Genomic DNA, 25,659 nt, shown 5'->3' with positions numbered 1-25,659 from the left:
TGCAGAAAAGCAGCAAAATCGTCTCAATCAATTGTAGCATTTTTTCAAATCCAATGTTTTTTATAAAAAAAAGGCAAGAAAATCTAACCAATGATCAGATTCTCTTACCTTTTACTTATTAATTTTGTGCTTCGATATACTTATAGACTTGTTGGCCTGCGATCCCGCCTTCACCGACAGCGGTCGTTATTTGACGTAGATCTTTTTCACGGGCATCTCCAATTGCAAAAACACCTGGAATTTTAGTTTTCATTTCTTGATCTGTCTCAATCCAGCCTGCAGCATTCGTGATACCACTATTTTTAAATGGCTCAGTCAATGGTTCTAAACCAACATAAATAAAAGCACCATCTGCTGGTTCTAAATGAACGTCATCAGTTTTTACATTGCGTATTTGTGCGCCTGTTACGACCATTTCGTTACCGACGATTTCATCCACAACACTGTCCCAAATAAATGAAATTTTTTCATTTGCAAAGGCACGATCTTGAATAATTTTTTGTGCGCGTAATTCATCACGACGATGAACGATCACGACTTCAGAAGCAAAACGTGTTAAATAAATCGCTTCTTCTACCGCTGAATCTCCTCCGCCAACAACAATCAAGCGTTTATTACGGAAAAAAGCACCATCACATACAGCACAATAAGAGACTCCGCGTCCTGCGAAAGATTCTTCACCTGGCACGCCTAATTTACGATGGACACACCCTGTAGCAATAATGATCGTTTTGGTTTGATAGCTTTTATCTTCAGTGATAACTTCCTTGTAGTCACCGTGATCAACGATATCTTGAACGATTCCATAGGCATTTTCCGTGCCAAATTTTGTGACTCCATCATACATTTTCATCGCAAGCTCTGGACCCATGATTGACTCGAAGCCTGGATAATTTTCTACTTCAGCGGTATTGTTCATTTGTCCGCCTGGCGCCCCCCGTTCAATCAAAAGCACCTTTAGATTCGAGCGTGAAGCATATAAGGCAGCGGTCATCCCAGCTGGGCCCGCACCGATAACTATTACATCATACATTCAGACATTCCTCCCATACGCCTTTACTTTACAACCCTAAATTTATTATGTCGACAAATCTGCTTACTAATTGTCAGTTTTGCAAATTCGCAGCTAAGTCAGTAATAAGGATTATTTTTTTCAAAAGACGAGAAAATTAGTTTGGTTCTCATCACGCTTACGATCTAACTAAACTTCGTGTAATTTTATCTGTTTTAACAAATTGATTTCATCTCAAACGCCATCATACTCGAAAAGTGCAACTACCAAAAAAGAAGGGCAACCATCCTGAGACGATTGTCCTTTCATCATTATTGTTGATTTTTCATTTGCTGCATCATTTGACGAACTTTCTTTTCTGAAGGCTTTTGTCCCATTGACATCATCATTTGACGTAACATATCCTCGTTGATCGGAGGATTCTTTTTAAAATAGTCTTGCATATATTTACGGGCTAAGAAGAAACCGCCGACAGCACCTAATAGTGCAGCGATTACTGCGATCAATACTACAATTCCAGTTGATACCATTTTCACCGCTCCTTTCCTGACACATTCTCGTATATTTTACTAAAAGATACCCTAAAAGAAAAGCCGTTTTAAGAAACTTCAAATCAATCCACAAGATTTTTAGTCTAATCTTACTAATTGGCCTTGAAAAAGAAAGAATTTTCCCTTTTAACAATATCTTAGCAGCTAGTAACTGAAATAAATTTTCATGATCCAAAAAAATTTCCAGTAAATTTTAAACATTTGATGAAATATTGATTAGAATATGCTAAAATGCAAAACAATATCTTCCTCGCTGGTGGCTAAGTGAAGAGGTGGAAGCATGAGAGATTTTTTAAGATCCGTCAATCGGATCGTGGTGAAGATTGGGACAAGTTCCTTGATCCATCCAAATGGCAAGATCAATTTCGCTGGAATTGATCAATTAGCATTCGTATTAACTGACCTTCGAAATCAAGGCAAAGAAATAATACTGGTCTCTTCTGGCGCGATTGGCGTTGGAATGGACAAACTTGGAATCCCCGAACGGCCGCAGGAGATCCCTGTTCAGCAAGCGGTTGCAGCCGTTGGTCAATCAGAATTAATGCATATCTACAACCAACGTTTCTTAGTGTATAGTCAACAAACCGCTCAAGTTCTCCTAACACGAGATGTAGTAGATTTTCCTGAAAGTCGTAAAAATGTAATCAATACACTAGAACAGCTCATTTCAATGGGAATCGTTCCGATTATTAACGAGAATGATACCGTCGCAGTAGACGAAATGGATCATACGAGAAAGTTCGGAGACAATGATGAGCTTTCCGCAATCGTTGCACAGTTAATGGAAGCAGATGTGCTGATTATGTTAAGTGACATTGACGGATTTTATTCAGACAATCCCGCAACAAATAAACAAGCGATTTTATACTCGACTATTTCGACCATCAATCAAACATTGATGAATCAGGCAGGCGGTGAAGGCAGCCGCTTTGGCACTGGCGGTATGGTCAGCAAATTGAAAGCAGCTCAACGAATTCTAGAAGCAAAAAGTGCCATGGTTTTAGCGAATGGGAAACCTCCCAGAATAATTTTTGATATTTTAGCTGGAGTAGATGTCGGAACATTATTTAAGGAGGAAAAACATGGATAACTTGATGAATACCTTAGGGCAACAGAGCCGCTCCGCTGCGCAACAATTGGGGCAGCTGGAAACTACTCAAAAAGATGACTGCTTGCTGCAGATGGCTGAAGATTTGGAAAACAATACCGCAGTTATTTTGACTGCAAATCAACAAGATCTATGCCGAGCAAAGGATAACGGGATTTCTGATCCAATGATTGATCGTTTACGTTTAAACGATGAAAGAATCAAGGAAATGGCTGAAGGTATCCGCCAAGTAGCAGCCTTGCCTGATCCAATTGGTGTCGTAGAGAAAATGTGGCGGACAGAGGATCAATTGATGATTGGTCAACAACGCGTCCCTTTAGGTGTGATCGGAATCATCTTTGAGTCTCGGCCAAACGTGACGACCGATGCGGCTAGTTTATGTTTCAAATCAGGAAATGCGGTCATCTTACGTGGCGGCAAAGAAGCCTTCCATTCAAATCAAGCCTTGGTGGAGCTTCTGCAAAAGACATTATGCAACTGTCAGTTGAATCCCGCTATGATTCAGTTTGTCAGCGACATTTCACATGATGTCGCAAATGAGATGATGCGCCTAAACGACTATTTAGATGTGTTAATTCCCCGTGGTGGTGCAGGTTTAATCCAACGCGTGAAAAGCAACGCGACGGTGCCAGTGATCGAAACGGGAACTGGTAACAATCACGTGTATGTTGATTCTGCCGCACAATTGGACATGGCACTAAACATTGTAAAAAACGCTAAAGTTCAACGTCCCTCTGTTTGTAATGCGATCGAAACGTTACTCGTTCACGAGGAAATCGCGGCAGAGTTTTTACCTCTGATAGAAAAAGAACTAACATCACTGGTTACTCTACGCGGAAATGCGCAGGCGCTAAAGCATTTGAAACAAGCGGATCTAGCAACCGAAGCAGATTGGTCAACAGAATTTTTGGATTATATTTTGGCAATCAAAGTTGTTGCTTCTATCGAAGAAGCCATTGAGCACATCAATCATTATAATTCCAAGCATTCCGAGGCAATCGTGACGGATAATTATCAGAACGGACAAAAATTTTTGAAAGAAGTTGATGCGGCAGCCGTCTACATCAATGCCTCGACTCGTTTCACAGATGGTTTCAAATTTGGTTTTGGTGCGGAGATTGGCATTTCTACTCAAAAATTGCATGCTCGCGGGCCTATGGGATTGGAGCAATTAACTTCCAGTAAATACATTATTTATGGCGATGGACAAGTTAGAGAATAAGCTTAAAGGAGCTGTGACAAAAGACTTGTCATAGCTTCTTTTTCTGAATAAACGGTGTTCCAGAAGTAGCTTCTTCGGAAATTCCTTCTTATTTCTTGAAGCTGACCACTTCTGTCACAACCTCTTATTTTATTGCGCTTGAATTTTTGCTAATAAATCTGGATCGAACTGTTGCGATTTCAACATAGCGATTTCGAAACCATACGGTGGTTTTTGGTTCTTTTTGTCTTCTCCCACATAAGGTGTTTCCAAGATTTTTGGTAAGTCTTTCAACTTTTCATGATGAACAATAGCATTCAAGGTGTCAAAGCCAATCGTACCAAAACCAATATTTGCATGACGATCCTTATGAGAGCCCATTGGATTTTTCGAATCATTCACATGAACGACTTTTAAACGTTCCAAACCGATCACACGATCAAATTCCTCTAATACGCCATCAAAATCTTCTTTGACATTGTATCCTGCATCATTTGTATGACAGGTATCAAAAGTCACTGAAAGCTTTTCATTCAATAAAACCCCATCAATGATATAAGCCAACTCTTCAAAAGTTTTACCTAACTCCGTTCCTTTGCCAGCCATTGTCTCTAAAGCAATTTGAGCTCGCTGATTTTTAGTCAGTACTTCATTTAGTCCTTTAATGATTTGATCTAAGCCAGCTTTTTCTCCTGCACCAACGTGAGCTCCTGGATGTAACGTAATCTGCATCGCTCCCAGTGCTTCTGCTCGCATAATTTCATCGCGTAAAAATTGTACTGCAAAAGGAAACATCTCAGGCTTTTTGGTATTTCCAAGGTTAATGATATACGGCGCATGCATGACAATGTTTGACAAGCCATGCTCCTTCATAAATTCTTCTCCAGCTGGAATATTCATCTCATCAACTGGCTTGCGGCGAGTATTTTGCGGTGCACCGCTGTAAATCATAAATGTTGATGCTTCATAGCTAGCTGCCTCTTGTGCCGCCCCTAGTAGCATTTCTTTTCCCTTCATACTTACATGAGAACCAATTAACATAAAAACCTCCAAATTTTCTATTTATAGGAATATCAACAAACTCGTCATTAACGGCAAACTGATCAAGAAACTAAGCGAAGAAGTGAACCCCACCACTTCTGCACGCATTCCTGCAGCTACACTGTTGATCACGCCAAATGTCGGAATCGGTCCGACTGAAACAAGACATAAAACAATTTTGATCATTGCCGGAAACGGTAACAGCATAAAAAAAGCCACCAGCAATAGGCCCGCACCATATTTGATTGCTAACACACGTCCAACTAATGCTAAATCCTTTTTCGGCAAACGAAGTTCCAAAAACAAGCCTATCATAAACATCGACAAAAATGTATTAGCATCAGCAATTGGCTGCGCAATTTGAAAAACTGCTTCTGGTAAATCAAGCTCTAGAATTCGCAAGGACAGCATGATCAAGTAACAAAGAAACGGCACCGATCGAAACAATCTTCCGAGAACTTTTTTTACGCTCGGACGTTCTTCATCGCTGCCACTGATGCCTTCGATTACTACATTCGAGCCGCCAGCCAGCATAACACTATTGCCAATATCAAAAAAGGATAGAATCGGAATCGCCTGCGGTATAAAGCTCTGAACAAAGGGGATCGCGAAATTTCCAATATTGTAGCCAGAAACACCGTACATCAAAAATTCTCGCTCTACCTGTTCTTGTTTTCTCGATAAGAAGTGACCGATTAGAATCATAACCAGATTTAATACTAAACCAGCAACAATTAGCAATAGTAACTGGTTTTTTACTGCCAAATATTGCAGATTCACAATGATCGCAGCCGGCAGTGTGACGTTGACGACAATCTTTGAGATCATCGAGCCATCTGCCTTCATTAATAGGTTCAAGCGTTTCGTTAGATAGCCAATCAAGATAATAACAAATAATCCTAACGAGTTTAATAAAATTGCTCCCACATGCTCACCTTTCCTAACCTCTAAAACGTTTTCCCATCACTACATAGAAAAAGGATTGCTCCAAAATTGGTACAATCCCTTTCCTAATCACAACTAAAATTGCAAAACAAAATATTTTTTCTTCCCGCGACGTACAACAATGTACTCATCAGCTAATTTATCTTGATCACTTAATGTGTAGGCTACATCTTGTACGCGATCGCCATTGATATAAATCGCACCATTGTTAATATCTTCGCGAGCTTGGCGTTTAGACGCTTCGATGCCTGCTGTTATCAGAATCTCAACTAAGTTCAAGTCATCGCCTGCTTGAACTTGATAATTGGGTACATTTTTGAAGCCTTGTTTGATTTCTGCTGCATTTAAGTTTTTCACATCACCGCTGAATAACGCTTCAGAAATATGCACCGCTTGATTGTATGCTTCTTCTCCGTGAACTAAAACAGTCACTTCTTTGGCTAAGGCCTTTTGAGCTGCTCGTTGTTCTGGAGCTGCAGTAAATTCCTTTTCGATCACGTCAATTTCTTCTAAACTCAAGAAGGTAAAGTATTTCAAGAATTTAACAGCGTCGCGATCATCTGTATTAATCCAGAATTGGTAGAACTCATATGGAGAGGTCTTCTCTGCGTCTAACCAAACCGCATTTCCTTCTGTTTTACCAAATTTTGTGCCATCTGCTTTTGTAATCAAAGGCATCGTCATACCAAATGCTTGCTTGCCTTCTTCTCGACGGATCAATTCGATCCCAGAAGTAATGTTGCCCCATTGATCACTACCACCTAATTGTAGCAGGCAACCGTAACGTTTATTCAATTCATAGAAGTCGTAGGCCTGTAGTAGCTGGTAAGCGAATTCTGTGTATGAAATTCCAGATTCGATCCGGCGTTTGACGCTTTCTTTGCTCATCATGTAATTGATCGTAAAGTTCTTACCAACATCACGTAAAAAGTCGATCAGCTTCAACTCGCCTAACCATTCATAGTTATTAGCAACGATTGCTGGATTCTCTTTATTCTCGAAGTCAATGATCCCCGAAAGCTGATTTTTAATACTTTGCGACCAGCTTTGAACGGTATCTAAGGTGTTTAATTGGCGCTCTGCATCTTTAAATGAAGGGTCTCCGATCATTCCGGTACCGCCGCCAACTAGAGCAATGGGTACGTGTCCGTTTTGTTGGAAACGTCGCAACGTTAAAATCGGTAATAAATGACCAATATGCAGACTGTCTGCTGTTGGATCAAAGCCAATATATAGTTTAACAGACTCTTCGTTTAATTGTTTTTCTAGGGCCGCTTCATCTGTTACTTGAAAAATTAAGCCACGGGCTTTTAGTTCTTGAAAAAAGTCTGAATGCATGTTTTTTCCTCCTAATTATTTTTGATGCGCTAACTAACCGTTAGGCATATACTCATTACGCATATCATTTCTAAATGACTTATACTTTCCCATATTAACCGAAATAACAGTGAAATAAAAGCCATTCGTCAGATTTCTTCGAAGTTCTAGATCAAGAAAAAAGAGTCCGCAGTAAAAAGAAAGCCGGACAATATAATCATGTTTGTTTTGTTTTACTTAACAATTAGTTGAAGTTTTGATTACAAACATTGCATCCGCTTGTTAATAGAAGTAAAACTTTGCTATAATTCAACAGATAATTAAAATGATAGAATCTAATGAGGTGGACTTTTTGGCTCACAAGAAAAAAGTAAATAAGCAACCGAAGAAGAGCAGCAAAAGCAAATCAAGAACAAGTCTTGGAGGGCCTTTTGCATTAAATGTCTCTTTGCGAGTAGTCAAGTCATTGCTGCTTGGCTTAGTTGTTGTGCTCTTTTTAGGCGGCATGCTCGTCGTCGGAATCGGTGCTGGGTATTTTGCCCATCTTGTAGAAGGAACACCGACACCTACAAAATCGGAAATGAAGCAAAAAGTCGGCGATATCGCAGAGTCATCAAAATTGCTTTATGCAGATGATCGCGAATTAGCAACGATCCAAGCTGATCCAATTCGTGAAAAAATCAATTCTGACGAGATTTCTCCATGGGTGAAAAAAGCTCTGGTCGCAACTGAAGATGAAAACTTCTATGAACACCGTGGTGTCGTCCCAAAAGCTGTGGTACGTGCTCTTTTGGGAGAAGTTGTAGGCTTTGGTGCTGGATCAGGTGGTTCTACTCTGACACAGCAATTGATCAAACAACAGGTTTTAACTAATGAGACTTCTTTTAAACGGAAAGCAAATGAGATCGTCTTAGCGTTAGATTTGGAAAAATATTTAAGTAAAGATGAAATTTTGACAGCCTACTTGAATGTTTCGCCTTTTGGTCGTAATAACAAGGGACAAAATATTGCCGGCGTTGAAGAAGCCGCGATTGGAATCTTTGGGGTTCATGCAAAAGACTTGAATCTGCCGCAATCTGCTTTTATTGCAGGTCTGCCGCAAAGTCCGATTGTATACAGTCCTTACACGAATACTGGCGACCTGAAGCAAGATTATTCCCTTGGGATGAATCGAAAAGATGATGTATTGTTCAATATGTACCGTGAACAGATGATCTCTAAAAAGGAATATGAAGATGCAAAAAAATATGACCTTTCAAAAGACTTCCAAGGACGTCAAGATGTAGAGGTTCAACAACACGGATTCTTGTATTACACCGTCTATAACGAAGCCATCAGCATCGTGGCAAAACAGCAGGCCAAAGAAGATGGGGTCAGCGATGCTGATTATAACAAAGACGATGTTCGCAATCGTTATGTCGAGCAAGCCAAAGTTAAAATGCAAAATCAAGGACTGGTTGTAAAATCAACGATTGATAAAAATATTTATGACGCAATGCAATTAGGAGTCGCTGAATACGGCCAATACTTAGACGATGGTTCAGGGGCTACTGTTGAACCAGGAACGGTTATGATGGATAACAGCACAGGTAGAATATATGGTTTTGTCGGCAGTCGTGATTACAATACAAACCAAAATAATCACGCTTTTGACACTGCACGACAAGCAGGCTCTTCAATCAAGCCCGTATTGGTTTACGGTCCTGCGATCGACCAAGGATTATTAGGGAGCGCGTCACGTATTGCCGATTACCCAATGAAATATCAGCATGGCGACGATGCTGGTAAGGAATTGAAGAATGCCGAAAACAAAGGTTCTAAGACCTTCCAGACTACGCGAGAAGCACTTGTCGAATCAACTAATATTACTGCTTATCATGTATATCAAGACTTATTAACGAATAAAGGCTCTGACCAGTTTGCTTATGACAATTATCTGAAAAAAATGAACTATCCAACTTCTAATGACTGGGGTGTTGAAGCCGCACCATTAGGAACAACAAACGTTTCAACCTTAACAGAAATCAACGGCTTCCAAACCTTGGCGAATAATGGCGTTTATCAGCAAGGCTACTTGATTGACTCTATTACTGACAGCACCGGCAAGGAAATCTATAAGCACAAGGACAATCCCGTTCAAGTCTATTCAAAAGCAACCGCATCGATTATGAATGATATGATGCGCAGTGTAATCAATGAACAGCACACCACTCCTTTCAAATCCATCTTAAGTGGAGTAAATTATCCATTAAGTACTGCGGATTGGGTTGGTAAAACTGGTACCACAGATAATTATGCCGATAACTGGCTGATTGTCTCCACACCGACTATTACGTTAGGAACATGGACCGGTCGTGATGACAACAAACCAATGAATGATGGCGCGGGAAATCGGACAGCGACCTATATGGCCTATCTTGCCGCGAGAATTTATCAAGTCAACCCGACGATTTTCGGTGAAGACGAAAAATTTGAATTGTCTGATGATGTGAAGCAAATTAAAGTTTCTGACTTCACTGGTCTAAAGCCTGGAAAAGTCAGTCATAATGGAACAAATTACCAAGTTCCTAGTGGCGAAACTACTTCCCTTTGGGCAAAAGATGGTCCAGCAGATAATGCCTATGAATTTGGGATTGGCGGAAATGACGAAGATTACAAGTCCTATTGGAATACTCGTAACAAAGTCAACGCCAAGAACAAGGATGATACAGAAACAGATGATTAATATTTCTAAGACCTCTCTTTTTTCGGAGAGGTCTTTTTCTCTCCTCTTAAACTTCTTGTGACGTTCCTGGCTTTTTGGTATTCTACCAAAAGAAAGAACTTTTTGAATGGAGGAACAACAATTGACGTTTGAAGAAATATTACCCGAATTGAAAAAAGGCGCAAAAATTATTCGTGAAGGCTGGGGCGGTTTCGAGTTATATGTCACATTAGTTGAAGGTGAAGTGTTTGACGGTGCACCAGTGACGCCTTACTTTTTGATTAAAACGGCTGATGAAGGCTTTTCAAGCTTTGCTCCGACAGTTTGTGATATTCTTGCAGAAGACTGGAAAATCGTCGAATGATGAACTTTGATTTTACTGATAAAACTGTTTTCGTCACTGGCGCAGCCTCAGGCATCGGTACTACTCAAGCGCAAGCTTTTTTAAAGGCTGGTGCTCGCGTCTTTGCTTTTGATCAGCAAGAAATGAATTTATCAGCAATTCAAAAATGTTATCCCAATCATTTTGCCTATTGCCTCGGGGATGTTCGAGATAAAGATAGCTTGAAAGCAGCTATCGAAACATGTCACGGAATTTTTGGCAAGGTCGATATCTTGTTGAATACTGCTGGAGTATTGGATAATTATTTGCCCTTGGCTAATACGGAGGATGACCTTTGGGAAAAGATTTTAGATACCAATCTAAAAAGCATGTTTATATTGACCAAGCTATTATTACCTGAGCTACTGGAAAATCGAGGAACGGTGATTAACATGGCTTCGATTGCCGGATTGGTAGCTGGCGGAGGTGGTATTGCTTACACCACTAGCAAGCATGCCATTGTCGGCTTCACTAAACAGCTTGCATTAGATTACGCTGCTGAAGGACTCCATGTCAACGCCCTTGCACCTGGTGCGATTCAGACACCCATGAATCAAGCAGACTTTGCTGGCGATGGACAAATGGCTAAGTGGGTAGCTGAAGAAACACCTGTTAAACGTTGGGCCAAGCCTGAGGAAGTAGCCTATGCCACCTTGTTCCTAGCTAGTGAAGAAACACGCTACATGCAAGGAAATATTTTACCAATTGACGGCGGCTGGCTATTAAAATAGCTTGCATTTTTTATAAAATCCTCTAAGATAAGTGATAGCGAGAAATTCGCACTGCGACACTTCAATCCTTTGGTCGCAGTTATTAACGAGACAATGTCTTGTAAAGGAGAATGATAAAAATGCATCTTGAAAAAAGTGCCGCACAACGCTGGACGACTGCGGATACGGCTAAAATGGCCGTTGTGACAGGAGTGTATGTCGCTGTCACGATTGTTTTATCTGTTATAAGCTTTGGCGCGATCCAATTTCGTTTGGCAGAAATGTTCAATTTTTTACCCCTCTTCAACAAACGCTATACGATCGCAGTAACTTTAGGCGTAGCGATCGCCAACCTGGCTTCCCCGCTTGGGATTGTCGATGTGCTCTTCGGCAGTGTCTCTACATTGATCGTTTTACTGATCTGTCGAGCTGTCACCAAAAGAATCACCAGCCTTAAGAAAAAAATGATCGTTACCACGTTGATTTTTGCCTTTTCCATGTTTACGGTCGCAGGTCAATTGACCTTCTTTTATCAAGCACCGTTTTTCTTCAATTGGTTAATTATCGGGTTAGGCGAATTGCTTTCAATGTCTTTAGGCGGTATATTGATTTACTTAGTGAATAAACGAATTGATTTGACGAAATAAAAACGCGTGAGCAGATTTGCTCACGCGTTTTTTTAATGATAGATGGCGATTGTTTGATACGGTTTCAGTGTGATTACTTCTTCAACAGCTTGCGTCTCATAATTATCAATCAATATGTTTCCAGTCAAAAATTCTTCTGGTATATTGATCGTAGTTTCCGTTGGGAAAAAGTTATTAAGCACCAGCAGTGAATGTTCTTCTAGGCGGCGTACAAAACCGTAAATTTGCGGATGCTCAGGTAAAAAAGCCTCGTAGCTGCCTTTTGCAATCACTGGATAGTCTTTTCTCAACTTGATCAATTGTTGATAGTAGGTAAAAATCGAACCTTCTTGCAGTTCTTTTGCTACATTAATTTCATCAGCAGATTTCCCTAATCCTAACCACGGATCAGTCTTTGAAAAACCACCGTATTCACTGCTATCCCACTGCATCGGTGTACGAGAATTATCACGAGACTTGGCTTTGACGATCTCGAAGGCTTCTTGTTCGGACTTGCCAGCAATCAACAGCTCTTGATAAGCATTCAAACTTTCTACATCAACATATTGTTCCATCATGTCAAAATCTGGATCAAGCATCCCGATTTCTTCTCCCATGTAAATATAAGGCGTTCCTCGATTTAAATGAATCGAACTAGCGAGCATTTTAGCTCCTGCTACTCGATAGTTATCCACATCGATGAAACGATTTAGCGCACGAGGCTGATCGTGATTATTCCAAAAAAGTGCGTTCCAGCCATTCCCCTCACTCATTTGCGTTCCCCATGTATGAAACAATTCTTTCAATTTCGCAAAATCAAACGGCATTTGCGTCCATTTTTTTCCATCTTTATAATCCACTTTTAAATGGTGGAAATTGAAAGTCATATTTAATTCTTCACGCTCAGGATTTGTATATAAGATACAATCTTCCACTGTAGTAAAACTCATTTCACCAACTGTGACGATCTCGGCATCCTCACCATAGGTCGCTTGATTCATCATACGGATGAATTCATGGGCAATTGGACGATCAGTATAAGCTGGTTTGCCGTCATTTTCTGGACAATCAATCAACACTTCGTCTTTACCAATAACATTGATTACATCAAAGCGGAAGCCTTTAATGCCTTTATCCATCCAAAAACGCAGAACTTCAAACAGCTCTTCACGAACTTCTGGGTTTCGCCAATTCAAATCAGCTTGGGTAACATCATATAAATGCAGATAATACTTCCCTGTATCACCAAAGGGCGCCCAAGCATTTCCGCCGAATTTAGAAACCCAATCAGTTGGTTTGTCTCTTAAGATAAAGTAATCTTGGTATTTCTGATCACCGGCTAATGCTTTTTGAAACCAATCATGCTCAATAGAAACATGATTGAAGACCATATCCAGCATGATTTCGATACCATTATCTTTGGCGGTTGCCATCAGGCTTTCAAAATCATCCATTGTTCCAAACATTGGATTGATCGCTGTATAGTCAGCGACATCATAGCCATTATCATTTTGTGGGCTCGGATAGATTGGACTTAGCCAAACCATATCAACACCCAGACGCTTTAAGTATGGCAATTTTTTTTCAATTCCCGGCAGATCCCCTACTCCATCTTGATTGGTATCCAAAAATGATTTGGGATAAATCTGGTAAATTACCTTCTCTTTAAAACTCATGTCGCCCTCCAGCTTTCTATAATTCTGTTGCGGTTAAGATTTTTTCATTACTTGTGACTGCTGCTTCTTCCAACAAAGGATCCACTTGAAAATCGGTCGAATTTGTCACAATGATTGGTGTTTGCACTTCATACCCTTCCTCTTTGATCGCCTCCACATCAAATTCCATCAAGAGCTGACCCTTTTTGACGCTGTCACCCTGCTTCACATGACTGGTAAAGTATTTTCCATCCAGCTGTACTGTATCGATTCCGATGTGGATCAACACTTCAGTACCTTCTGTACTGACTAATCCGATTGCATGCTTCGTTGGGAATAGTAAGCTGATTTGACCATCAAATGGCGCATATAGTTTGCCTTCGCTAGGATCAATCACAACGCCTTGTCCCATCATCCCCTCAGCAAAAACAGGATCTTTGGCACTGCTTAATGGGTGCAGCATACCAGCAATTGGAGCAAATAATTCAACGACAGCCCCAGCTTTTTTAGTTGTCTCGCTGCCTAAAGTCGGTACATTGCCTTCTTCCACACGATCGATTTTATTAAATAGACCGATGCGTCGGAAAGTCAAGGTCAGCAAGAATGGAACGGCGATCGCAATCACCATACCGATGGCAAAGATTGGATAATCCTGTGGACGAATTGCTAGAATCCCTGGCAATCCGCCGACTCCGATCGATAGCGCTCGTACTTTGAAAAGTGTAACGAACAATCCAGCGATTCCACTGCCGATCATAGCTGCAATAAATGGATAAGTATATTTCAGATTGATCCCGAACATTGCTGGTTCAGTTACACCTAGCCAAGCTGAGATAACCGATGGAATCGATACTTGTTCTTCTTTTTTGTTGCCGCGATGAGCAAACACTATTGCTAAAACAGCGGCTCCTTGAGCAATATTTGATAAACAAATCATTGGCCAAAGATTCGTTGAACCAAAGTCGGCAATCAGCTGTGAATCAATCGCCAAGGTGGTATGATGCAAACCTGTGATGACCAGAGGCGAATAAAGTGCTCCAAAAATACCACCGAATAACCAGCTGAAGCTAGAAGTCAACCCTGCATTTACGACTGCGGAAATAGCCGTTCCGATTTTCCAGCCAATGGGTCCTAAAATAATATGCGCGGCTAAAATTGTTGGAATCAACGAGAAAAATGGTACAAAAATCATCGAGACTGCTTCTGGTATATGCTTGCGGAAGAAGCGTTCCAGATAAACTAATAAGAAACCTGCCAGCATCGCTGGAATAACCTGCGCCTGGTACCCAATTTTATCGACTGTAAAAAAGCCGAAATCCCATGTCCAGTTCTTAGCAATTTCTGCAGCAGTCGTTCCGTTCACTGCATATGCGTTTAGCAATTGTGGAGAAACCAGTGTAATCCCAAGCACAATTCCAAGGATTTCCGTGGCCCCCATCTTACGAGCGATACTCCAGGTAATACCAACTGGTAAGAAATGGAAGATTGCTTCACCAGGGAGCCATAAGAAACCATTAACACCACTCCAAAAAGTTGAAGCTTCAACAATCGTTTGACCATCTAGCCAACCCATCGGTACAGCTTCTAGAATATTACGAAATCCTAAAATCAAACCGCCGACAATAATTGCTGGTAACAACGGTGTAAAAATTTCTGCTAAAACAGTAATGGCGCGTTGAACTGGATTCTGATTTTGTTTTGCTGCTGATTTGGCTGCTTCTTTCGATACTCCTTCAATTCCAGATATTTTAACGAACTCGTTATAAAATACGGCGACATCATTTCCGATAATCACTTGAAATTGACCGGCATTGGTAAACATTCCTTTAACACTAGGTATTTCTTCAATTTTAGCTTCATCGGCCTTTTTTGGATCATTTAAGACAAACCGCATTCGTGTAGCACAGTGGGTGACCGCGGAAATGTTCTTTTTTCCGCCAATTGCTGCCAGCAGGTCCTTTGAATCCTTTTCATATTTTCCCATCATTTTTCCCTCCGAATAATTTTAACTTGTATGGATAAGTTCAGCTGATAAGTTAACTATAAAAGGTTTTTGCTTTTTTGTAAATCGCTTACATCTTAATGGAATTTTGTTTTATGAGAAAATACTCATTAAAAAAAGAGTTAGCTAAGATTAAACATAGAATATCGGTATTGCAACTACAAACAGGTTTGGATGTTACCAAACAAGTTAGCTATAAAATAAAAATTTACTCATTTTAATTTTGTTAAAGCAGCAGAAAGCGTTTTACATTCTAAATCTTTATTCGTATAATAAAAATACCTATACGGACAAGTTAACAAATGATCGTTCATCAAAATACAAAATTAGTTTCTTATATAGAAGGAGGACACGATGAAAAACTATGAAGTAATTTATCAGGCGATTGAGCGAGGAATTCTAAAGGGTGTGTATGAAGCAGGAGATTTCCTACCCAGCGAGAACAAACTACGGCAAAGCTATCATGTCTCTCGTGACACGATACGCAAAGCCTTATCTCTTTTAATGGCTAACGGTTATATTCAGAAAATCCAAGGCAAGGGGTCACTTGTCTTGAAACGGGAGCAATTGCGATTTCCTGTATCAGGTCTGACCAGCTACAAAGAATTGCAGAATTCTTATGGCTATGAAAGTAGTACCGAAGTTGTTAGTCTTAAAAAAATTGTGATTGATGATAAAACAGCCCATGTGACAGGCTTTGAAGCAGGCGCCGTTTGTTGGAAATTGATCCGTACGCGTGCCATTGATCAAAAGAAAGTAATCCTCGACAAGGACATACTACTAACAACTATCGTACCAGAATTAGATACTGAAATTGCAAAAGACTCAATTTATCGCTATTTTGAAAACCAACTTGGATTGACTATTTCTTTCGCTGAAAAAGAAATTACGATTGATGCATTGACTGATGAAGATCGTGAACTGCTTGATCTCAATCAGCATGACATCAATATCGTTTCAGTAAAGAGCCGCGTTTTTACCAGCGATGCCCGCCAATTCCAATATACTGAAAGTCGTCATCAAGTGGATAAATTTCGTTTCTTTGATTTTGCTCGACGTCATCCTTCGACGATGTAGAATACTTACAAAAAAAGCTGCGCCTAAATCGGCACAGCTTTTTTTAAAATTATTCTTTTGTTGAACCCTTTTCGAAGATACCATGTGGCAATTCGATCGTTTTTTGTTCAATCTCTTCTTTGTTCATCATTTTTGTTAATAGACGCATTGCGACAGCACCGATATCATACAACGGTTGTGTTACACTGCTTAGGCGTGGACGAGCTACTTCTGTCAGTAATGAGTCATTGCTTGTAATGATTTCAAAGTCTTCAGGAACTTTCACGCCTTTGTCGATTAAACCATCCAATAAACCAATCGCTAATTCATCATCGGTTACATAAGCGGCTGTTGCTCCACTATTTAAGATGCGTTCAGTCAATGCTAAACCTTCTTTAAAATTGTAAGGTGCTTCAAAGATTAAGCCTTCGTTATAGTCTAAACCATTTTCAGCTAATGCTTCTTTGTAGCCGCCCATACGAGCTTGTCCATTGATGGCATCAATTAAGGCGCCACTAATGAAGGCAATCTTCTTATTGCCATGTTTTGCTAATAAGTCGATTGATTCTTTCGTTGCTGCTTTGTAGTCGATGTTTACACTGCCGACTTGTTCATCTGGATCGATTGAACCAGCTAAAACGATCGGTGTTTTTGAACGTGAGAATTCCGCACGGATTTCATCAGTGATTCGATGACCCATGAAAATCACTCCGTCAACTTGTTTTGCTAATAAGTTGTTCAGCACATTTACTTCTTTTTGTGCTTCGCCGTCTGAGTTAGCTAAAATAATATTGTACTTGTACATTGTTGCAATATCGTCGATTCCCCGTGCTAATGACGCGAAAAACATATTGCTGACATCCGGAATGATTACACCGACTGTCGTTGTTTTCTTACTTGCTAGTCCTCGTGCGACAGCGTTTGGACGATAATCGAGACGCTCAATAACTTCTAACACCTTTTTACGTGTTGTTGGTTTCACATTGGGGTTGCCGTTGACCACACGAGAAACGGTCGCCATTGAAACATTAGCTTCGCGGGCAACATCATAAATCGTAATTGTTTGCTTTTCCATGGATATGCTCCTTTAAAATTGTTTTCAGAAAATATCATTTACATTTCTAAAAGATAATAGCACGTTGTTTCATTGATTGCAACCGTTTTACACATTTTTTCTCAAAATTTTGTAAGCGTTTTATAAAAATCGTTTTCCAATAAAATTTATCAGTGTTACAATAATAATAATGCTGAAAGAAAGAAGGAAGTTTTAATGAACCAAGAAAAAGTTTCAGAATTACGAAATTGGATGCAAAAAAACAATGTCGATCTAGCCTATATTTCTGACGCCAGCCATATTGGCTACTTCTCAGGCTTTGACAGCAATCCGATGGAACGTGTATTAGCGTTATTCATTCCACTTGAAAAAGACCCTTTTCTATTTGCACCCGGTCTTGAAGTAGAAGATGCTAAAGCCAGCAGCTTCGAATATGATGTTGTGGGCTACTTAGACAGCCAAGACCCGTTCTCTATCATCGTGGATGAAATCAAAAAACGTTACGGTTCTCCTAAAAAAATTGCGTTAGAAAAAAATCAATTAGTTCTAGACCGCTACCTGCGATTAAGCGAAGCGTTCCCAGCTGCTGATTTTTCAGCTGACTTGACTCCGCTAGTTCAAGAATTGCAATTATATAAGACCGAAGAGGAATGCCAACAGTTGATTGAAGCTGGCTCAACTGCGGATCTTGCTTTTGAAATTGGCTTCAGACACGTAAAACCAGGTATTACTGAAGAAGAGATCGTGGCAGAAATCGAATATGAATTGAAGAAAAAAGGCATCAAACAAATGTCCTTCCCAACCGAAGTACTCGCTGGACCAAACGCTGCTAGTCCTCATGGCACACCAGGGAAAAATACGTGTAAAGAAAACGAATTGGTCTTGTTTGATTTAGGGACGATCGTTAACGGTTACTGCAGTGATGCGACAAGAACTGTTGCCTGCGGAAAACCAACCGATCATCAAAAGGATATTTATAATATTGTCCTAGAGGCTCAACTAAGCGCACAAGAAGCGGTAAAACCGGGTATTACTTGTGGCGAACTTGATAAAATCGCACGTGATGTCATTGAAAGCCATGGTTATGGAGAATACTTCAATCATCGCCTAGGTCATGGAATCGGAACAACGATCCATGAATTTCCACAAATTGTAGGCGGTAATGATTTAGTGGTTAAAGAGGGTATGTGCTTCTCAATTGAACCAGGCATCTATTTACCAGATGATGTAGGCGTTCGAATCGAAGACTGCATCTATGTGACAAAAGACGGATGCATTCCATTTACTAAGACATCAAAAGAGTTGATTATCTTATAGAAAAAAGCGAGTGATCCTTATCTATCTTAATTGATAAGGATCACTTTTTTTTAATTATCCCTTACTCCTTCACGATCGCCAAAAAAGTAATAACTGGTAATCAAGTATGCCGCTACAATCATTGCTAAAAACAAATAGAAGACATTGTCCTTAAGCGAATGCAAATACCATAGTATAAAGGATAACAGCACTGGCATCACAGCAAAACGAATCCAAGGCTGCCTCCAGTATCGACGTATCGTAACCCATAAAAAGCGCAATGGTAAAAAAGCAATACCAAATAAAAACAACCCCACAAACCACTGAATTTTCTTCATAACATGTTCCTCCTCATTTTCTTTTGAAGAAGACTCCTGCACTAATTGAACGGCCAAAATTTTTTCCAAACTTTTTTTTGAAAGCGCATCTGGTTCACTTTTTCCTAGCTCCCATTTTGAAATCGTTTGTCTTGTAACATAAAGTTGATCCGCCAATTGCTGTTGGGTCATCTTCAATTCTTCTCTTTTTGAACGAATAATTTTTCCTATTTCCAATTTTCGTTACTCCTCTATTATTATTTACTATATCTTGAGATTACAGCAACAACAGGCGTTGCGCACGCAACACTTTTAAAATGAGTCTATTTCTTGAAAGATTTTCTTAAGCAAACCGATTTTTCTGCATAAAAAAGGCTTCACGAACTCGCTCAGCTTTTGAGCACCAGGTAGGTACTGTTCCACATCAGCTCTGCAAGCAGTCGCTGTGTGTCTCAGCAATAAGACCAAAATATTTCTAAATTGCCAAGAAACACAGTGATCGAAGAGAACTGATGTTGATTGGTACCTACTTGGTGCTTCTCAAATTTAGAAATATTTTTGCTTATTGCCGAAATGCTAGTTCTGCTTAACGGAGTTTAGCAGTAACTGTATGCGTAGAAAAGCTAGTTCGTGAAGCCGGACATGGATACTCCTGCTGTAAAGCGATTTATTCATGAGAAACTTTTATACTTTCCGCATAAAAAATAGCCCTCAAAGCTGAGGACTAGATTTTTTATTCTGGATTATTTTTTTCGACTTCTTCTTTTAATTCTTCTTTGACTTCCTCGAAAGCCGGTTTTTCTTCATTTACTTCTTTGGCTTTATCTGCTAACTCATCGGCGCCTTCAGTAACGGTTTCCTTCGCCTCTTCTTTTGTCTCCTTAACATCGATCACGATATCCTCTGAAGCATCTTCTGCAACATCTTTGGCATCGCCGGCTGCTTTACGGAAACGATCAGATAAATCAGAGCTTTGGCGTTTCAAATCTTCTAACGTATCAGAAGTAATATCATCCATGTCATCCATCGAATCACTTACTTTACTCTTCACGTTTGAAGCTAAGTCATTGGCTTGATCGCCCAAATCAGAAGCACGTTCTTTTACAATAGATCCCACTTCACTGGTTTTTGATACAAAATCATCGGTATAATCTGAAGCTAAGTCTAACCACTCATCTGTCTTCTTCGCTAAATCTTCACGCATCTCTTTGCCCGATTTTGGTGCTAATAGCAATGCTACTACAGCTGCTGCCGTTCCACCAATTAAGGCTCCTGCAAAAAATCTTCCACGTTTAGTCATGTTGTTATCCCTCCGTTTTCGTTGTTGTCTTACGATCTCTAAAGAATCTCATCGTTGTCGCGCCAACTTTTCCTGCGACACTCGCCTTTGCCGCATTCTTTCCGACACCGCCAACTTTTCCAGCCAGATTTCGACTCGTCGTATTTAAATCAGAAACACTCTGACTCAAATCAGCCACCGCCGTAAACAATGGATCAATCGTTTCTACTTTCCCATTAATATCATTCAGCAAGTGATTTCCTTTAACTAGTAATCCTTCCACCTGCTGCATGAGTAAATCAACATCTTTTGTAAGAACATCGATTGTTGTATTCGCCTCAGTTACTGTTGTCTCAACCTTTTCAACTGTTTTTGAAACCTGACTCAAGACACGCACTAAAAAGATGACCAACACAACAAATGCGAGTGCCGCAATAATTGCCGCAATACCGCCTAAACTCATTCAATCGCTCCTCTCATTTTTCACTCATTATGCTAACTTAAATTATACCATTCCCAAAGAAATTAATGAAAGAGAAAGAATTGTAATAAACTCTAATAAAAAAAATATCTCAACGAATTCATTGAGATACCTTCATAAAATTTTGCAGGATACCACTGTAAATAATCTCTAAATCACTAATCAAATCCGACTCATCAAAACTGCTGTCAGCGAAGCTATCTGCGTGGCCGCGGAAATAATTCGTTAAAACACGTTCAACTTGAAGAACCTCTTGATCAGTCAGGTCGCATTCTAGAAAAATTCGTTCAAATGCCGCTCTTAGGAAAAAAGAAATGTTTTCTTCATAAAAGTCTATGTAATCTTTTTCATAAAAAACAATATAAAAAGCATTGTTTTTTTTCGCATAAGCAGCCCAAGTTTTACCTAATTCGATAAATGCATAAAGATTTGCTCTGCCAAGTAAGGAATCCACTAACTCCTCACGAAATTCCTCCATTGCTCTTTTGACCACCGCTTGACGCAATTCAGTAATACTCCCAGTATGCGTATACAGTGAAGGGGACTTGACCTCTAGATGTTCAGCAATTTTATTTAGTCTCAAGCCGTGAAGGCCAGATTCATGAACCAAGCTCATTGCGCAATCAATCACGATTTCTCTCGTTAAGCGGGAATTTTTCATTCATTTTCCTCTTTGTATTTAGTTATTTTCAAGAGACATTATATAACAAAAAGACTAATTTTTTCTATTAGTAATAGTGATGATTGGCATTTAAAAAACTAATAATTTATTTTTTTAAATAACTATCAATATAAAAAGCGCAGTTTCAAAACTGCGCTTTAGGAAATTATTTTTTTACTTTGTTTTGTCCGCTTAATTCTTTGCCTAGGGCGATGATGTAATCATGTAATTTGTCCTTGATTTCAGGATGCTTCAAGCCGTATTCAATACTCGTTGTCATGAAGCCAAATTTATCACCAACATCGAATCGTTTTCCGTTGAACTCATGAGCAAATACGCGTTGTGTGCGATTCAACGTATCAATTGCATCTGTTAATTGTATCTCATTACCCGCGCCTGGCTTTTGCGCTGCCAACACTTCAAAAATTTCCGGTGTCAGCAAGTAACGGCCAATGATTGCCAGATTACTTGGTGCTTCTTCTGGTTTTGGTTTTTCTACAAAGTTTTTTACATTGAATAATCCTTTAGAAACTTCTTCGCCTGGATTAATAATTCCATATTTTGACGTTTCTTTTTCAGGTACGCGCATCACTGCGATTGTTGATGCGTGCGTTTGTTCGTAATCGTTCATCAATTGTTTCGTCAACGGCACACGATCTTCCATTAAATCATCACCTAACATGACAACAAATGGTTCATTGCCGACAAATGCCCGCGCCTGTAAAACTGCATGACCTAGTCCTTTAGGGTGTGACTGACGGATAAAGTGCAGATTCACATCAGTTGTTTCTTCAACCAACTTCAACAAATCGGTTTTACCTTTTTCCTGTAAATTCATTTCTAATTCAATATTTGCATCAAAATGATCCTCAATTGGTCGTTTTGCTTTGCCAGTTACGATCAAAATATCTTCAATCCCAGATTTCAGCGCTTCTTCAACGATGAATTGAATTGTTGGTTTATCGACGATAGGCAACATTTCTTTAGCCATTGCTTTTGTAGCTGGCAAAAATCTTGTTCCCAACCCTGCGGCTGGAATAACTGCTTTTTTTACTCGCATAAATCTTATCCCACTCTTTCTATTCTAAAGTAAATTCATTTTCAAACGTACCTTCACGCATCATCAAGTCTCGACAAGCCTGACGTACGTCTTTGTCATTGTATAAAACATCATAAATCGTTTCTGTAATCGGCATGCTGACATCCATACTATCAGCTAGCTCTTTAGCAGCTTTCGTCGTTGAAACACCTTCGACGATCATGCCCATATTATCTAGAACTTCATCTAGCTTATGGCCTTTTCCTAATAGATTCCCAGCGCGCCAGTTACGTGAGTGAACGGAAGTACAGGTTACGATCAAATCACCAACACCGCTCAAACCGATGAACGTTAATGGATTCGCACCCATTTTAACGCCTAAACGACTGATTTCCGCTAATCCCCGAGTCATAATCGCTGCTTTAGCATCATCCCCATAAGAAAGCCCCGCCAAAGCTCCGGCTCCCAAAGCAATGATATTCTTTAATGCCGCGCCCATTTCAACACCAATCACATCTGGATTCGTATAAATCCTAAGATATTCGTTCATGAACAGCTTTTGTACATACCCTGCTAATTTTTCGTCTTTACAGGCAGCAGTGATGGTAGTGATATCGTGAACCGCTACTTCTTCTGCATGGCTTGGTCCAGATAAAACGACGACTCCTTGGCGATGCGCTTCTGGGATCTCCTCGATTAAAACTTCAGAGATTCGTTTATGCGTGTCTTGTTCAAGCCCTTTACTAGCATGAATAATCACAGGTTTGTTCTTTGCCACTTGAGCAAATTCCTGAGCGACTGAACGGATCGCTTTTGTTGGAACTACGAAAAGAACAGCATCCGCGTCCTTCACAGCATCCTTAAGATTTTTCTCACCTTTAATGCTTTCAGGAATTTTTAAATCCGGTAAATAATGGCGATTCGTATGGTAAGTATTGATTTCATCAATCTGTGCCGCATGGTTCCCCCAAAGTCTTACTTCGTGTCCATTTTCGGCTAATACTTGTGCCAACGCCGTTCCCCAAGATCCTGGGCCTAAAACTGCAACTTTTTGTTTCAAAGAAATTTCCTCCTAGTTCATAATAGCGCATTCGATTGTAAATAGAAGATAGCTAACAAGATAACAATTTTCTAAATACTTCATCGAATTGATAACATAGTAAATAATTTATTTCGTAAGAAAGTTCTTTTTACTATCATAGCATAAACTGATAATAGGTTCTCATATCAAGGCTTGATTAGTTCCTTGATCACGTTCATATAACTTGATGTCTGTTCGTTTTTTTCGTCGGTAATATAATAGAGCGATTCCTCCAACAAAAAGAACGAGTGATAATACTTGAGAGACGCGAAGTCCCCCAAAGAAATAGAGACTGTCTGTTCGCATTCCTTCGACAAAGAAACGACCAAAGCTGTACCATGTCACATAGCCTAAGAACAATTCTCCACGTTTAACCGCGACTTTTTTCCTAATAATCAAAATTAGGATAAGTCCTAATAGGCTCCACATTGATTCATAGAAAAAGGTAGGTTGACGAAAAGCGCCGTCAATATACATATTGTTAATAATAAACTGCGGCAAATGTAGACTCTCTAAAAATTGACGCGTTGTTTCTCCGCCATAAGCCTCATGATTCGTGAAATTCCCCCAACGACCCATCGCTTGCCCCAGCATTACACCTGGCGCAACTACATCTAAAAACAGCCATGGATCAATAAAATTATGGCGAGTATATACAATCAATACGATGACTGCTGCAATCAATCCACCATAGATAGCTAGACCACCGCTTCGTGTATTGAAGATTTGGATTGGATCAGCAAGATAGGGTTCTAAATCAAACAAGATGTAATACAAGCGAGCACCGATAATCGCGATCGGCAGTGCCCATAAAATAAAATTCGTCATATCATCTTCCTTTAGCCCGACTCTTACTGCTTCACGATTAGACATCCATAGAGCAAGTGCAATTCCAGAGACGATGATGATCGCGTACCAATAAATTTGAAGACCAAACAATTCAAAGGCCACACGATTTATTTGAGCAACCATCTTACTGCCCAGAATTTTCTTCGATTAATTGGGTCAAACGATCTTCAAAGGTCTTCGTTGCATCGTAGCCCATAGTACGCGCACGGAAATTCATTGCCGCAACTTCAATAATAATCGCGACATTTCGGCCAGTCTTCACAGGGATCTTCACTTGCGGAATTTTTACTTCTGCGATTTCTACTTCTGTGTTGCCGCTGCCTAAGCGGTCATATTTTTTATCTTTGGACCAGCTTTCTAGGTAAACGGCTAATTGAACAGGCATTGATCCCCGAACAGCACTAGCCCCAAATAGATTCATCACATCGATAATTCCGATTCCACGAATTTCGATTAAATGCTGTAAAATTCTTGGTGGTTCACCAACTAATGTCAGTTCATCCTGCTGGTAGACATCGACACGATCATCTGCGATCAGACGATGGCCGCGTTTAACTAATTCCAATGCGGTTTCACTTTTACCGATACCGCTATCCCCTTGGATCAGCACACCTAATCCATAAACGTCGACTAATACCCCATGAACACTCGTCCGAGGCGCTAAGCCGCCGTTTAAAAAACTTGAAATCTCCCCTAATAAACGTGAGGTTGAGATTGGAGAACTCAGTACCGGAATATTCCGTTCACTAGCTGCTTCGATCATTTCTTTTGGTGGTGTCAACCCCCGAGAAACAATGAAAGCAGGTGTATCATCGCTGCACATGCGACGTAGAACCATCAATCGTTCTTCTGGCATCATGCGTTCTGCGAAGGTAATTTCTTTATTTCCAAAAAGTTGTAAACGATCATGCGAATAATAATTAAAATAGCCGGTCAATTCTAACCCGGGACGTGAAATATCGCCAGTGGTGATGACCCGTTCAAGACTTTCTTCATCTCCAGTTACTACTTCCAACGAAAGCTTATCAACTAGTTCTTTTACTTTTACTGTTTCAGCCATATAATCCCTCTTTTCTACACTTCCGCTCTATTTTATCATTTTATCCATGGAGTGACTAGGTAGAGACAACTTTCCAAGAAAGAATAAAAAAAGGCCTTACAAATATTTTGTAAAGCCACGATTTAGGTGCTGTTCTCCTAAAAGAATCAGATTTTTTATAGTATACTTATCTGCAAAATAGCATATTGGTTGACAGCTAGCTCACTTTTAAGGAATTATTTTTCCAAAAAAC

At 39.9% G+C, this 25,659-nt stretch carries 24 protein-coding genes; 8 read left to right on the top strand and 16 right to left on the bottom strand.

Annotated features, from left to right (window positions below; all coding sequences use genetic code 11):
* Positions 1-118 precede the first annotated feature (118 nt).
* The gene (gene trxB / locus OMU_RS18105; protein ID WP_016181306.1) at positions 119-1,033 is read right to left on the bottom strand and encodes a thioredoxin-disulfide reductase; all 915 of its coding nucleotides are present in this window, start codon (positions 1,031-1,033) and stop codon (positions 119-121) included.
* Positions 1,034-1,323: 290 nt separating this feature from the next.
* Positions 1,324-1,542, bottom strand: coding sequence for a YneF family protein (locus tag OMU_RS18100; RefSeq protein ID WP_010740033.1), 219 nt, complete (start codon positions 1,540-1,542; stop codon positions 1,324-1,326).
* A 301-nt stretch (positions 1,543-1,843) separates the two neighbouring features.
* Here OMU_RS18100 and proB point away from each other — a divergent pair, with 301 nt between their 5' ends.
* Together proB and OMU_RS18090 are read left to right on the top strand one after the other, a co-directional pair.
* Positions 1,844-2,653: a glutamate 5-kinase gene (gene proB, locus OMU_RS18095; RefSeq protein WP_016181305.1), complete on the top strand. Its 810-nt coding sequence runs from the start codon at positions 1,844-1,846 to the stop codon at positions 2,651-2,653.
* Entirely contained in the window at positions 2,646-3,893 is a 1,248-nt protein-coding gene (locus tag OMU_RS18090; RefSeq protein WP_016181304.1) for a glutamate-5-semialdehyde dehydrogenase, read from the top strand. Before proB ends, OMU_RS18090 begins: the two co-directional genes overlap by 8 nt.
* A gap of 129 nt (positions 3,894-4,022) precedes the next feature.
* Here OMU_RS18090 and OMU_RS18085 read toward each other — a convergent pair whose 3' ends face one another.
* The 3 genes from OMU_RS18085 to tyrS all read right to left on the bottom strand — a co-directional run bounded on the left by OMU_RS18085 (position 4,023) and on the right by tyrS (position 7,196).
* Positions 4,023-4,913: a deoxyribonuclease IV gene (locus OMU_RS18085; RefSeq protein WP_016181303.1), complete on the bottom strand. Its 891-nt coding sequence runs from the start codon at positions 4,911-4,913 to the stop codon at positions 4,023-4,025.
* 21 nt (positions 4,914-4,934) lie between these two features.
* Positions 4,935-5,840 carry an AEC family transporter gene (locus OMU_RS18080; protein WP_016181302.1) on the bottom strand — a complete coding sequence of 302 codons (906 nt, stop codon included), beginning with the start codon at positions 5,838-5,840 and terminating at the stop codon, positions 4,935-4,937.
* Positions 5,841-5,933: 93 nt separating this feature from the next.
* Positions 5,934-7,196: a tyrosine--tRNA ligase gene (gene tyrS / locus OMU_RS18075; RefSeq protein ID WP_016181301.1), complete on the bottom strand. Its 1,263-nt coding sequence runs from the start codon at positions 7,194-7,196 to the stop codon at positions 5,934-5,936.
* Positions 7,197-7,527: 331 nt separating this feature from the next.
* On the opposite strand from tyrS, the gene OMU_RS18070 reads away from it, so the two are divergent.
* From OMU_RS18070 to OMU_RS18055, 4 genes are all read left to right on the top strand, one after another.
* Positions 7,528-9,900: a transglycosylase domain-containing protein gene (locus OMU_RS18070; RefSeq protein WP_016181300.1), complete on the top strand. Its 2,373-nt coding sequence runs from the start codon at positions 7,528-7,530 to the stop codon at positions 9,898-9,900.
* Positions 9,901-10,021: 121 nt separating this feature from the next.
* Positions 10,022-10,243, top strand: a complete 222-nt coding sequence (locus OMU_RS18065; protein WP_016181299.1) for a DUF2829 domain-containing protein — start codon at positions 10,022-10,024, stop codon at positions 10,241-10,243.
* Complete coding sequence (locus OMU_RS18060) at positions 10,240-10,992, top strand: 3-oxoacyl-ACP reductase (protein WP_016181298.1); 753 nt, start codon at positions 10,240-10,242, stop codon at positions 10,990-10,992. Before OMU_RS18065 ends, OMU_RS18060 begins: the two co-directional genes overlap by 4 nt.
* Before the next feature lie 119 nt (positions 10,993-11,111).
* Positions 11,112-11,618 carry a QueT transporter family protein gene (locus OMU_RS18055; protein WP_016181297.1) on the top strand — a complete coding sequence of 169 codons (507 nt, stop codon included), beginning with the start codon at positions 11,112-11,114 and terminating at the stop codon, positions 11,616-11,618.
* Between the two features lie 32 nt (positions 11,619-11,650).
* Here the strand turns inward: OMU_RS18055 and treC are convergent, their stop codons facing one another.
* Both treC and treP read right to left on the bottom strand, forming a co-directional pair.
* Positions 11,651-13,273 (bottom strand): alpha,alpha-phosphotrehalase, encoded by a 1,623-nt coding sequence (gene treC, locus OMU_RS18050; protein WP_016181296.1) that lies wholly within the window; start codon positions 13,271-13,273, stop codon positions 11,651-11,653.
* A 16-nt stretch (positions 13,274-13,289) separates the two neighbouring features.
* Entirely contained in the window at positions 13,290-15,236 is a 1,947-nt protein-coding gene (gene treP, locus OMU_RS18045) for a PTS system trehalose-specific EIIBC component (protein ID WP_034876808.1), read from the bottom strand.
* A gap of 372 nt (positions 15,237-15,608) precedes the next feature.
* Between treP and treR the strand changes: the two genes are divergently transcribed.
* Positions 15,609-16,331, top strand: coding sequence for a trehalose operon repressor (gene treR, locus OMU_RS18040; RefSeq protein WP_016181294.1), 723 nt, complete (start codon positions 15,609-15,611; stop codon positions 16,329-16,331).
* A 49-nt stretch (positions 16,332-16,380) separates the two neighbouring features.
* On the opposite strand, the gene ccpA is transcribed toward treR, so the two are convergent.
* A complete protein-coding gene (gene ccpA, locus OMU_RS18035) occupies positions 16,381-17,385 on the bottom strand; it encodes a catabolite control protein A (RefSeq protein WP_016181293.1) in 1,005 nt (334 codons plus the stop codon).
* A 195-nt stretch (positions 17,386-17,580) separates the two neighbouring features.
* On the opposite strand from ccpA, the gene OMU_RS18030 reads away from it, so the two are divergent.
* Positions 17,581-18,681 (top strand): M24 family metallopeptidase, encoded by a 1,101-nt coding sequence (locus OMU_RS18030; RefSeq protein WP_016181292.1) that lies wholly within the window; start codon positions 17,581-17,583, stop codon positions 18,679-18,681.
* A 50-nt stretch (positions 18,682-18,731) separates the two neighbouring features.
* On the opposite strand, the gene OMU_RS18025 is transcribed toward OMU_RS18030, so the two are convergent.
* The 8 genes from OMU_RS18025 to hprK all read right to left on the bottom strand — a co-directional run bounded on the left by OMU_RS18025 (position 18,732) and on the right by hprK (position 25,427).
* Positions 18,732-19,214, bottom strand: a complete 483-nt coding sequence (locus tag OMU_RS18025) for a helix-turn-helix domain-containing protein (protein ID WP_016181291.1) — start codon at positions 19,212-19,214, stop codon at positions 18,732-18,734.
* A 496-nt stretch (positions 19,215-19,710) separates the two neighbouring features.
* Entirely contained in the window at positions 19,711-20,277 is a 567-nt protein-coding gene (locus tag OMU_RS18020) for a YtxH domain-containing protein (protein WP_016181290.1), read from the bottom strand.
* Positions 20,278-20,281: 4 nt separating this feature from the next.
* Complete coding sequence (locus OMU_RS18015) at positions 20,282-20,719, bottom strand: DUF948 domain-containing protein (RefSeq protein WP_016181289.1); 438 nt, start codon at positions 20,717-20,719, stop codon at positions 20,282-20,284.
* A 118-nt stretch (positions 20,720-20,837) separates the two neighbouring features.
* On the bottom strand, positions 20,838-21,398 hold the full coding sequence (locus OMU_RS18010) for a TetR/AcrR family transcriptional regulator (protein WP_016181288.1): 561 nt from the start codon (positions 21,396-21,398) through the stop codon (positions 20,838-20,840).
* A gap of 166 nt (positions 21,399-21,564) precedes the next feature.
* Positions 21,565-22,458: a UTP--glucose-1-phosphate uridylyltransferase GalU gene (gene galU, locus OMU_RS18005; RefSeq protein WP_016181287.1), complete on the bottom strand. Its 894-nt coding sequence runs from the start codon at positions 22,456-22,458 to the stop codon at positions 21,565-21,567.
* Positions 22,459-22,477: 19 nt separating this feature from the next.
* A complete protein-coding gene (locus OMU_RS18000; protein WP_016181286.1) occupies positions 22,478-23,497 on the bottom strand; it encodes an NAD(P)H-dependent glycerol-3-phosphate dehydrogenase in 1,020 nt (339 codons plus the stop codon).
* A 162-nt stretch (positions 23,498-23,659) separates the two neighbouring features.
* Complete coding sequence (lgt, locus tag OMU_RS17995) at positions 23,660-24,490, bottom strand: prolipoprotein diacylglyceryl transferase (RefSeq protein WP_016181285.1); 831 nt, start codon at positions 24,488-24,490, stop codon at positions 23,660-23,662.
* Position 24,491: 1 nt separating this feature from the next.
* Positions 24,492-25,427: an HPr(Ser) kinase/phosphatase gene (hprK, locus tag OMU_RS17990; RefSeq protein ID WP_016181284.1), complete on the bottom strand. Its 936-nt coding sequence runs from the start codon at positions 25,425-25,427 to the stop codon at positions 24,492-24,494.
* Positions 25,428-25,659 lie beyond the last annotated feature (232 nt).

The organism is Enterococcus avium ATCC 14025 (assembly GCF_000406965.1).
In the GTDB taxonomy this organism is placed as follows: Bacteria; Bacillota; Bacilli; order Lactobacillales; family Enterococcaceae; genus Enterococcus_A; species Enterococcus_A avium.
The sequence above is the reverse complement of the archived record's forward strand: the minus strand, read 5'-3'. Positions and strand labels throughout refer to the sequence as shown.

Coding starts and splice junctions, on each gene's coding strand:
- trxB (WP_016181306.1), bottom strand. CDS start 1,033: ATGTATGATGTAATAGTTATCGGTGCGGGCCCAGCTGGGATGACCGCT.
- OMU_RS18100 (WP_010740033.1), bottom strand. CDS start 1,542: ATGGTATCAACTGGAATTGTAGTATTGATCGCAGTAATCGCTGCACTA.
- proB (WP_016181305.1), top strand. CDS start 1,844: ATGAGAGATTTTTTAAGATCCGTCAATCGGATCGTGGTGAAGATTGGG.
- OMU_RS18090 (WP_016181304.1), top strand. CDS start 2,646: ATGGATAACTTGATGAATACCTTAGGGCAACAGAGCCGCTCCGCTGCG.
- OMU_RS18085 (WP_016181303.1), bottom strand. CDS start 4,913: ATGTTAATTGGTTCTCATGTAAGTATGAAGGGAAAAGAAATGCTACTA.
- tyrS (WP_016181301.1), bottom strand. CDS start 7,196: ATGCATTCAGACTTTTTTCAAGAACTAAAAGCCCGTGGCTTAATTTTT.
- OMU_RS18060 (WP_016181298.1), top strand. CDS start 10,240: ATGATGAACTTTGATTTTACTGATAAAACTGTTTTCGTCACTGGCGCA.
- OMU_RS18055 (WP_016181297.1), top strand. CDS start 11,112: ATGCATCTTGAAAAAAGTGCCGCACAACGCTGGACGACTGCGGATACG.
- treC (WP_016181296.1), bottom strand. CDS start 13,273: ATGAGTTTTAAAGAGAAGGTAATTTACCAGATTTATCCCAAATCATTT.
- treP (WP_034876808.1), bottom strand. CDS start 15,236: ATGGGAAAATATGAAAAGGATTCAAAGGACCTGCTGGCAGCAATTGGC.
- treR (WP_016181294.1), top strand. CDS start 15,609: ATGAAAAACTATGAAGTAATTTATCAGGCGATTGAGCGAGGAATTCTA.
- ccpA (WP_016181293.1), bottom strand. CDS start 17,385: ATGGAAAAGCAAACAATTACGATTTATGATGTTGCCCGCGAAGCTAAT.
- OMU_RS18030 (WP_016181292.1), top strand. CDS start 17,581: ATGAACCAAGAAAAAGTTTCAGAATTACGAAATTGGATGCAAAAAAAC.
- OMU_RS18020 (WP_016181290.1), bottom strand. CDS start 20,277: ATGACTAAACGTGGAAGATTTTTTGCAGGAGCCTTAATTGGTGGAACG.
- OMU_RS18015 (WP_016181289.1), bottom strand. CDS start 20,719: ATGAGTTTAGGCGGTATTGCGGCAATTATTGCGGCACTCGCATTTGTT.
- OMU_RS18010 (WP_016181288.1), bottom strand. CDS start 21,398: ATGAAAAATTCCCGCTTAACGAGAGAAATCGTGATTGATTGCGCAATG.
- galU (WP_016181287.1), bottom strand. CDS start 22,458: ATGCGAGTAAAAAAAGCAGTTATTCCAGCCGCAGGGTTGGGAACAAGA.
- lgt (WP_016181285.1), bottom strand. CDS start 24,490: ATGGTTGCTCAAATAAATCGTGTGGCCTTTGAATTGTTTGGTCTTCAA.
- hprK (WP_016181284.1), bottom strand. CDS start 25,427: ATGGCTGAAACAGTAAAAGTAAAAGAACTAGTTGATAAGCTTTCGTTG.